The organism is Myxococcus virescens, assembly GCF_900101905.1.
In the GTDB taxonomy this organism is placed as follows: Bacteria; Myxococcota; Myxococcia; order Myxococcales; family Myxococcaceae; genus Myxococcus; species Myxococcus virescens.
Genome location: NZ_FNAJ01000038.1, coordinates 1 through 10,255, shown reverse-complemented (window position 1 = coordinate 10,255; position 10,255 = coordinate 1). Strand labels below are relative to the sequence as shown.

General features: G+C 70.1%; 1 protein-coding gene. It reads right to left on the bottom strand.

Going from position 1 to position 10,255, the window contains the following annotated elements; genetic code table 11:
• A partial coding sequence (locus tag BLU09_RS37810; RefSeq protein ID WP_143043283.1) for a non-ribosomal peptide synthetase occupies positions 1-10,255 on the bottom strand: 10,255 nt, incomplete at both ends.

The window sequence follows — 10,255 nt, the reverse complement described above, 5'->3', positions numbered from 1 at the left end:
CGTCACGGGCGTCGACGGCTGGCGCTCAATCCGCGCCCATTCCTCATCCAGCACCACGATGAGCTGCGAACCGGCGGGCAGCTCGTCCTCCAACGACGACTCGGTGAGGATGGCGGCGACACCCGAGTCCTCGGCCATGAAGGCCAGCCGCTGCGCGGGGTACGACGCGTCCAGCGGCACGTAGGCGCCGCCCGCCTTGAGGATGCCCAGCAGGCCCACCAGCAAGTCCAGGCCCCGGTGCAGGAAGACGCCCACGCGCGATTCGGCGCCCAGGCCCAGCGAGCGCAGGTGGTGCGCGAGTTGGTTGGAACGCGCATCCAGCTCCGCATACGTGAGCGTGCGGCCCTCATGCTCGACGGCGATGGCCTGTGGAGTCCTCAGTGCCTGCTCCGTGAAGAGCGAAGGCACGGTCGCGTCCACCGGATAGGCGGCCTGGGTGGCATTCCAGGTCGAGAGCACCTGCTGGCGCTCCTGGGCCTCCATCATGGTCAGCGCACTGAGCCGCTGCGAACCGGCCCCATCCGCCACCGCCGACAGAAGCACTCGAAGGTGCTCCACCATTCGCCTGGCGGTGTCCGCGGTGAAGAGGTCCTGACTGTATTCCAGCTGGCCTTCCAACTCGCCGCCGCGCGCCCTCATCGCGAGCGTCAAGTCATACCGGGCCGTGTCCGTCGCGCTCGGCAACACGTCGACGTGGAGCCCCGGAAGCGACGGCGCTTGGATGAGGTCCGAGTTCAGGAGCACGAAGAGCGTCTGGAACAGCGGCGTCCGGGACAGGTCGCGCTCACCGCCCACGGCATCCACGAGCTGCTCGAACGGCACGTCCTGATGGGCGAAGGCGCCCAGGGCCTCGTCGCGGACACGGACCACGAGCTCGGCGAAGGTCGGATTGCCGTTCAACCGGCAGCGCAGCGCCAGGGTGTTGACGAAGAAGCCAATGAGCCCGTCGAGTTCCGGCCGCGTGCGATGGGCCACCGACGTGCCCACGCAGAAGTCCGTCTGCCCGGAGTAGCGCGCGAGCAGCGCCTGCCACCCCGCCATCAGCACCATGTACAGCGTGGCGTTGTGGGCCGAGCCCACGCGTTCCAGACCCGCCACCAGCTCCGCGGACAGCGAGAAGAAGTACGAAGTGCCCTTGGCGCTACTGACCGCGGGACGCACGTGGTCGGTGGGCAGCTCCAACGTGGGAACGCCTTCGAGCCGCGAGCGCCACCAGGCCAGTTGCGGCGCCAGCGCCGGGCCCTCCAGTACGCGCCGCTGCCACACGGCGTAGTCCGCGTACTGCACCGTCAGCGCTGGCAACGGGGACTCACGCCCCTGCGACAGCGCCTCATAGAGCGCGGCCACTTCCCGCACCAGCACGCCCATGGACCAGCCGTCCGAGATGATGTGGTGCATGCACAACAGCAGCACATGCACGTCCGGCCCCGTGCGCAGCAGCACCGTGCGCAGCAGCGGGCCCTGCTTCAAATCGAAGGCGTGGTGAGCCTCTTCGGCGATGCGGACCTGCACGGCCGCGTCACGAGCGTCGGGCTCCAAGCCGCTCAAGTCCTCGACGGGCAGTGGCCATTCGGCGGGCGCCGGGTGGATGCGCTGGACCGGTTGACCTTCGCGCGTCACGAAGGTGGTGCGCACCGCTTCGTGACGGCGGACCACTTCCAGGAAGGTGCGCCGCAGGGCCTCCTCGTCCAACCGTCCCGTCAGCCGCAAGGCCGCGGGCATGTTGTAGGTGACCTGTCCGGGATGCAGTTGCTCAATGAACCACAAGCGGCGCTGAGCGAACGAGACATCGAAGGTCGCCTCGCCCTGGGCCGGCCGGGGCAGGGACTCCAAGGGAAGCAAGGTGCCGGTCCGCGGCGCCGACTCCAGGCGCGCGGCGAGGCGCGCCACGGTGGGGGCCTCGAAGAAGGTGCGCAGCGGCAGGTCCACGCCGAGCTGCGCGCGCAGCCGCGTCACAACCTGGGTGGCCAGCAGCGAGTGGCCCCCCATGAGGAAGAAGTCGTCGTTCAGGCCCACGCGTTCCAGGCCAAGCGCCTCGCGGAACAGGGCCGCCAGTTGCTGCTCCAGCTCCGTTCGAGGCTCCACGTAGTCCGCCGCTCCCAGACCGAGGTCCGGGGCCGGCAGGGCCTTGCGGTCCACCTTGCCATTCGGCGTCAACGGGAAGGCGTCCAGTCCGACGAACGCGGACGGGACCATGTAGTCCGGCAGATGCTGGTGCAGGTACTCGCGCAGCGGCGCCACATCCGCCTGCGGGGGAACGACATACGCCACCACGCGATTGCTGCCGGAGGCGTCCTCGCGCACGACGGCCGTGGCCTCGACGACAGAAGGATGCGCGCGCAGCACGGCTTCGATTTCACCCAGCTCGATGCGGAAGCCGCGCACCTTCACCTGGTGATCCAACCGGCCCAGGAACTCCAGCACGCCGTCCGGGCTCCAGCGGACGCGGTCACCCGTGCGGTAGAGCCGGGCTCCAGGGGCGGCGCTGAACGGGTGAGGCACGAAGCGCTCGGCCGTGAGGTCCGGGCGGTTCAGGTAGCCGCGCGCGAGGCCCGGTCCTCCCAGGCACAGCTCACCCGGCACGCCCACGGGCACGGGACGCAGTGCCGGGTCGAGGACATAGACCTCGGTGTTGTCGATGGGCCGGCCAATGGGGACGGAGCGGCCCACGGAGTCCCCAGGCGACAGTGTATGCCGGGTGGCCATGGTGCTGCATTCGGTGGGCCCGTAGCCGTTGGTCAGGGCACCACCCCGCGCCAACCGCTCCCGCGCACGGGGGGCTGGCATCGCTTCGCCGCCCATCAGCAGGTTGGGCACTCGCGCCAGGACCTCGGGCTGGTGCTGCTGCAACAGATCGAAGAGTGACGTCGCCAGGACGAGCCACGACACCTTGTGCTCGACGATGAGCCGGGCCACCGCGTCCGGCTCGGGCGTCCCGGGCGGGTACACGACGAGCTTGCCGCCGTGCAGCAGCGTGCCCCACAGCTCGATGCTGGAGACGTCGAAGGCCACAGGCGCGAGCTGAAGGGTGACTTCCTCGGGCGCCTGGGTCAGGAAGCGGGAGCCCTCGCTCAGCCGCAGCAAGCCCCGATGTGGCACGGCCACGCCCTTGGGCGTTCCCGTGGACCCCGAGGTGAAGGTGGCGAACGCCAGTCCCTCTGGGAACACGGGAACCTGCACGGCCTCCGGGGACTGACGGGCGATGTCCGCCGCATCCGCGTCCAGCGCCACGACGTGCCACGGACCGTCCTCGAGGGAGGGCAACAGCGACTGCCACGTCAACACCGCGGACAGGCGCGCCGTCGAGGTCGCGTGCTCCAGGCGCTTGACGGGCCAGGACGGGTCCAACGGCACGTAGCAGCCACCGGCCTTGAGTGCACCCAGCACCCCGATGACCAACTCCAACCCGCGCGACGCGCACACGCCAATGCGGGCCTCCGGCCCCAGTCCCAAGGACACGAGGTGCCGGGCCAACTGGTTGGAACGAGCGTCCAGCTCCGCGTAGGTGAGCGAACGGCCCTCGAAGGTCACCGCGACACGCTCCGGCGTGCGCCGGGCCTGCTCCATGAAGCGCTGATGAACAGTGGTGTCGGCGGGGTAGGGCGCAGCCGTGTCGTTCCAGGCCACGAGCACTTCGTGGCGCTCGGCCTCGCTCCACAGCGGCACCGCGCTGATGCGGCGTGAAGCGTCCTCCACGACACCTTCGAGCAGCCGCTGGAAATGCTCCACGATGCGGCGCGCGGTCTCCGGAGTGAACAGGTCGAGGCTGTACTCGAGCTCACCTTCCAGGCGCCCGCCGCGCTCGACCAGCAACGCAGACACATCGAACCGGGCCGTGTCCGTGCCCGTGCGCAGCACGTCGACAACCAGGCCCGGCAGCGTGGGCGGCTGCATGGGCGCGTTCTGGAGGACGAAGGCGGCCTGGAACAAGGGGGTACGCGACAGGTCGCGCTGGCCACCCATCACCTCCACCAGCCGGTCGAAGGGAACGTCCTGGTTCGCGAAGGCCGCCAGGGATTCCTCGCGGACTCGCGCCAGCAGGTCCTCGAAACGGGGATCGCCGTCCACGTTCGCGCGCAGCGCCAGGGTGTTGACGAAGAAGCCGATGAGCCCTTCGAGCTCGGGCCGGGAGCGATGGGCCACCGGCGTGCCCACGCAGAAGTCCGTCTGCCCGGAGTAGCGAGCGAGCAGCGCCTGCCAGCCCGCCATCAGCACCATGTACAACGTGGCGTTGTGGGCCGACGCTACGCGCTCCAGCCCAGCCACCAGGGAAGGCGGCAGCGTGAACGTATGCGTGGCCCCGCGCAACGTGCGCACCGCCGGGCGCGGGTGGTCGGTGGGCAACTCCAACGTGGGAGCGCCTTCGAGCCGCGAGCGCCACCAGTCCAACTGCGGCGTCAGCGCCGGGCCTTCCAGCACACGTCGCTGCCATGCGGCGTAGTCCGCGTACTGCACGGTCAGCACTGGCAGCACGGCGTCACGGCCCTGCGACAGCGATTCATAGAGCGCGGCCACTTCCCGCACCAGCACGCCCATGGACCAGCCGTCCGAGATGATGTGGTGCATGCTCAGCAGCAGCACATGCACGTCCGGCCCCGTGCGCAGCAGCACCGTGCGCAGTAGCGGCCCCTTCTCCAAGTCAAAGGCGCGGTGGGCCTCTTCGACCATGCGGGCCTGCGCGGCCGCGTCACGGGCCTCGGGCTCCAAGCCGCTCAAGTCCTCGACGGGCAGTGGCCACTCGGCGGGCGCCGGGTGGATGCGCTGGGCCGGTTGACCCTCGCGCATGACGAAGGTGGTGCGCACCGCTTCGTGACGGCGGACCACTTCCAGGAAGGTGCGCCGCAACGCCTCCTCGTCCAACCGCCCCTTCAGCTGCAATGCCGCGGGCACGTTGTAGGTGAACTGTCCGGGATGCAGTTGCTCGATGAACCAGAGCCGCTGCTGCGCGAACGAGACGTCGAAGGTCGCCTCGCCTTGGGCCGGCCGGGGCAGGGGCTCCAAGGGAAGCAAAGTGCTGGTTCGCGGCGCCGACTCCAGGCGCGCGGCGAGGCGCGCCACGGTGGGGGCCTCGAAGAAGGTGCGCAGCGGCAGGTCCACGCCAAGCTGGGCGCGCAGCCGGGTCACGACCTGGGTGGCCAGCAGCGAGTGGCCTCCCAGTTCGAAGAAGTCGTCGTTCAGGCCCGTGCGTTCCAGTCCGAGCACCTCGCTGAACAGGACCGCCAGTTGCTGCTCCAGCTCCGTTCGGGGCGCCACGAAGTCCTCAGCCCCCAGACCGACGAGGTCCGGAGCCGGAAGGGCCTTACGGTCCACCTTGCCATTCGGAGACAGGGGCAGGGTGCTCAGCGCCACCACGGCGTTGGGCACCATGTACTCGGGGAGCCGCTGGCGCAGATGCTCCCGGACGGACGCGGTGTCCACATTCTCCGGTGTCACGTAGGCCACCAGCCGCCGGTCCCCCGGGATGTCCTCGCGCACCACGGCAATCGCCGTCTCCACCGCGGAGTGGTTGCGCAGCGCGGCCTCGACTTCACCCAGCTCGATGCGGAAGCCGCGCAGCTTCACCTGGAAGTCCACGCGGCCCAGGAACTGGAGCGTGCCGTCCGCCTGCCAACGCGCACGGTCTCCCGAGCGGTACAACCGGGCCCCCGGAGACCCGAAGGGATTGGGCACGAAGCGCTCGGCCGTCAGCGCGGGCTGGCCCAGGTACCCCCGGGCCAGGCCGTCACCGCCGATGAGCACCTCACCCGGGACACCCACGGGCACCGCCTGCATCTCCGAGTCCAGCACGTACACCTGAGTGTTCGCGATGGGCCGTCCAATGGAGACGGAGTCACCCACCGCGTCGCCCGGCGCCATCCGGTGGCACGCGGTGAAGGTGGTGCCCTCCGTGGGGCCATAGCCGTTTACCAACCCCACGCCCTGCGCCAGCCGCTCCCGGACGCGAGGCGCCGGCAACACGTCGCCGCCAGCGAGCAGCTGACGCACCGTGCCCAAAGCCTCCGGCTGGTGCTGCTGCATCTGCTCGAAGAGTGCCGCCGTTAGCCAGAGCACCGACACCTGGTGCCGCACCAGCGCCTGCCCCAGCTCCGCCAGGTCCGGCGTGCGCTGCGGGTAGAGCACCAGGCGCGCTCCGTGCAGCAGCGCGCCCCAAATCTCCAGAGTGGACGCGTCGAAGGCCAGGGGCGCCAGTTGCAGCACCACCTCCGACGGCCCCAAGTCCACGAAGCGAGAGCCGATGAGCAGGCGCACCACGCCCCGGTGCGGAATGGCCACGCCCTTGGGCATCCCCGTCGAGCCGGAGGTGTAGGTGATGTACGCGAGCTGCTCTGGGCTCACGAGCCCGCCCGTCACGGGCGTCGACGGCTGGCGCTCAATCCGCGCCCATTCCTCATCCAGCACCACGATGAGCTGCGAACCGGCGGGCAGCTCGTCCTCCAACGCCGACTCGGTGAGGATGGCGGCGACACCGGAGTCCTCGGCCATGAAGGCCAGCCGCTGCGCGGGGTACGACGGGTCCAGCGGCACATAGGCGCCGCCCGCCTTGAGGATGCCCAGCAGGCCCACCAGCAGGTCCAGGCCCCGGTGCAGGAAGACGCCCACGCGCGATTCGGCGCCCAGGCCCAACGAGCGCAGGTGGTGCGCGAGCTGGTTGGAACGCGCATCCAGCTCCGCATACGTGAGCGAGCGGCCCTCATGCTCGACGGCGATGGCCTGCGGAGTCCTCAGCGCCTGCTCCGTGAAGCACTGATGGACGGTCGTGTCAGCGGGATAGGGCGCAGCCGTGTCGTTCCAGGCCACGAGCACTTCGTGGCGTTCGGCCTCGCTCCACAGTGGCACCGCGCTGATGCGGCGTGAGGCGTCCTCCACGACGCCGCGGAGCAGCCGCTGGAAGTGCTCCACCATGCGGCGCGCGGTCTCCGGGGTGAACAGGTCGAGGCTGTACTCGAGCTCGCCCTCCAGCCGCCCGCCACGCTCCACCAGCAGGGCGGTCACATCGAACCGGGCCGTGTCCGTGCCGGTGTGCAGCACGTCGACGACCATGCCCGGCAGCGTGGGCGGCTGCATGGGGGCGTTCTGGAGAACGAAGGCGGCCTGGAACAGTGGAGTGCGCGACAGGTCGCGCTGGCCGCCCAGCACCTCCACCAGCCGGTCGAAGGGAACGTCCTGGTTCGCGAAGGCCGCCAGGGACTCCTCACGGACTCGCGCCAGCAGGTCATCGAAACGCGGATCGCCATCCACGTTCGCGCGCAGCGCCAGCGTGTTGACGAAGAAGCCAATGAGCCCTTCGAGCTCAGGCCGGGTGCGATGGGCCACCGACGTGCCCACGCAGAAGTCCGTCTGCCCGGAGTAGCGCGCGAGCAGCGCCTGCCAGCCCGCCATCAACACCATGTACAGCGTGGCGTTGTGGGCCGAGGCTACGCGCTCCAGGCCCGCGACTTGCTCCGAGGACAGCGTGAAGAAGTACGAGGCGCCCTTACCGCTACGGACCGCGGGGCGTGCATGGTCGGTGGGCAACTCCAGCGAAGGAGCGCCTTCGAGGCGTGAGCGCCACCAGTCCAGTTGCGGCGCCAGCGCCGGGCCTTCCAGTACGCGCCGCTGCCACGCGGCGTAGTCCGCGTACTGCACCGACAACGCGGGCAGCGCGGCCTCACGCCGCTGAGACAGCGCTCCGTAGAGCGCGGCCACTTCCCGCACCAGCACGCCAACGGACCAGCCGTCCGAGATGATGTGGTGCATGCACAGCAGCAGCACATGCGCGTCCGCGCCGGTGCGCAGCAGCACCGTGCGCAGCAACGGACCCTTCTCCAAGTCGAAGGCGTGGTGGGCCTCTTCGGCCATCCGGGCCTGCAGGGCCGCGTCGCGGGCCTCGGGCTCCAGGCCGCGCAGGTCCTCCTCGGGCAGCGGCCATTCAGCCGGCGCCGGGTGGATGCGCTGGACCGGTTGTCCTTCGCGCGTGACGAAAGTGGTGCGCACCGCTTCGTGACGGCGGACCACTTCCAGGAAGGTGCGCCGCAGGGCCTCCACATCCAACGGTCCCGTCAGCCGCAGGGCCGCGGGGAGGTTGTAGGCGGCCTGCCCGGGGTGCAGCTGCTCCAGGAACCAGAGCCGTTGCTGCGCGAAGGAAGCCGCCAGTCCTTCGGCAGCGGACGGACCGCGCTCCAGCGGGACCAGTGCCGGGACACCCGGTGCGTCGGCCAGTTGGGCTTGCGATTCGATGCGCTCCGCCAGACGGGCCACGGTGGGCGCGTCGAACAGGGTCCGCAGCGAGATCTCCGTGTTGAGCTGCGCGCGCACGCGCACGACCACCTGCGTGGCCAACAGGGAGTGGCCCCCCAGCGCGAAGAAGTCATCGTTCGCGCCGACTCGGGACTGGCCCAGAATCTCACCGAAGATGCGCGCCACCTTCTCCTCGGTGGGCGTCCGGGGCGCGATGAAGGCGTCCGCGGCGCCCAGGCGCTCGGCCTCTGGCGCGGGCAGTGCCTTGCGGTCGACCTTGCCATTGGGAGACAAGGGCAGGGCGGGCAGCACCACGAAGGCGGAGGGCACCATGTGCGGCGGCAGCTTGGCCGCCAGCGCGTCGCGGAGACGGCTCACCGCCTGTGCACTCCGAGCCCCGCGCAGCGGATCGCTGGCAAGGCCATCCCAGGAGGTGACCTGCTTGGGTTCGGGGGACAAGTCGAGCGTGCCCACCTCATCGGGGCGAGCGAACACCACGTCCAGCGCACCATCCCGGTGCGCGGAGGCCCAGCTCACCCGGACCTCGTAGCCGAGCTCCGAGCCCAGAACGTACAGGTCCTCCGGCTCCACGCCGCGGGGACCCGGCCAGTCACGCAGGGCCTCGCGAAGCCCCGCCACCGTGGGCGGAGGCGTGGCGGACAGCAGTTCAACGAGCCGAGTGGACTCCAGGACTCGCGCGTTGGGGAGCCCCCGCACGGCCAGCAGCCCAGGCCGTGCGCTCAGTTGTTCGCGCAGTCCGTCCAGGGTGAGTCCGGCGCCGTCCACCCAGTCCGGCTTCGTGCGCCGGACGGGAGTCTTGGCCGCGTCGCCGACGTGGAGGATGACCTCGTAGCGGAAGCGGCTGAGCTCGTTGTCGTAGCGCCCGTGCTTCGGCAGCACCTCCACGCGCTGGATGCCCGGGATGCGCTCTGGAAGGGCGGTGAAGAAGGCAGGGGAGAGGACCAGTTCCTTCTCCGCCAGGATGTCGCGCTGGACGCGATAGGCGAACTGGGACGTGGCGACGGGGCCCGCGGTCCGGTGCAAGCGCACCGAGGCACGGAAGGCTTCGAGCAGCTCCAGGCTCCGCACGTCACCCAGGAACACCCGGCCCCCTGGCTTCAGGACGCGCACGGCCCCGCGAAGCACGTCGAGCAGGAACTCAGGGCTGGAGAAGTACTGGACGACCGAGTTGATGACGACTGTGTCGAACGAGCCCGGCTCCAGGCCAGAGAAGTCGTCCACGCTCCGGTGCAGCAGGTGCACGGAATCCAGAGCGCCGCCCATGCGCTCACGCTGGCGCTCGATGCGGTCCAGGGCCGGCCGGGCGAAATCGACGCCCCAGTAGGCCTCGCAGCGAGGCGCCAGCCGGTACAAGAGGAGGCCGGTGCCGCACCCCAGCTCCAGCACCCGCTTGGGCTGGAAGCCGAGGATCTGCGCCACGGTGGTGTCCACCCACTCACGCATCTGCGCGGGCGGCAGCGACTCGCCGGTGTAGCTGTCCTCCCAGCCAACGATGTTGAAGGTCGGGTCTTCGCTCTCCGTCGTCTCGCGTGCGTAGGCCTCGTCGTAGATGGCCTGCCACTGCGAGGACGCGTCGACCTCCTGCGCTGCCGCCGCATCGTCCAGGACGACGTAGGCCACCAATCGCTGGTCACCCGTCGAATCCTCACGAGCCAGCACCACGGAGTCGCGGACGGCCCGGTCCGCGGCAAGCGCGGTCTCGACTTCACCCAGCTCGATGCGGAAGCCGCGCAGCTTCACCTGGAAGTCGGCCCGGCCCAGGTACTCCAGCGTGCCGTCCGGCAACCACCGCGCCACGTCTCCGGTGCGGTACAGGCGCGCGCCCGGTATGCCGCTGAAGGCGTCGGGAATGAAGCGCTCCGCCGTCAACTGCGGTCGCTGCCAGTAGCCGCGTCCCACCTGCACGCCGCCGATGTGCAGCTCGCCCGGGATGCCCACCGGAGCCGGCTGCCCATGCGTGTCCAACACGTACAGCACCGTATTGGCTACGGGGCGGCCAATGGGGACGCGGTGGAAG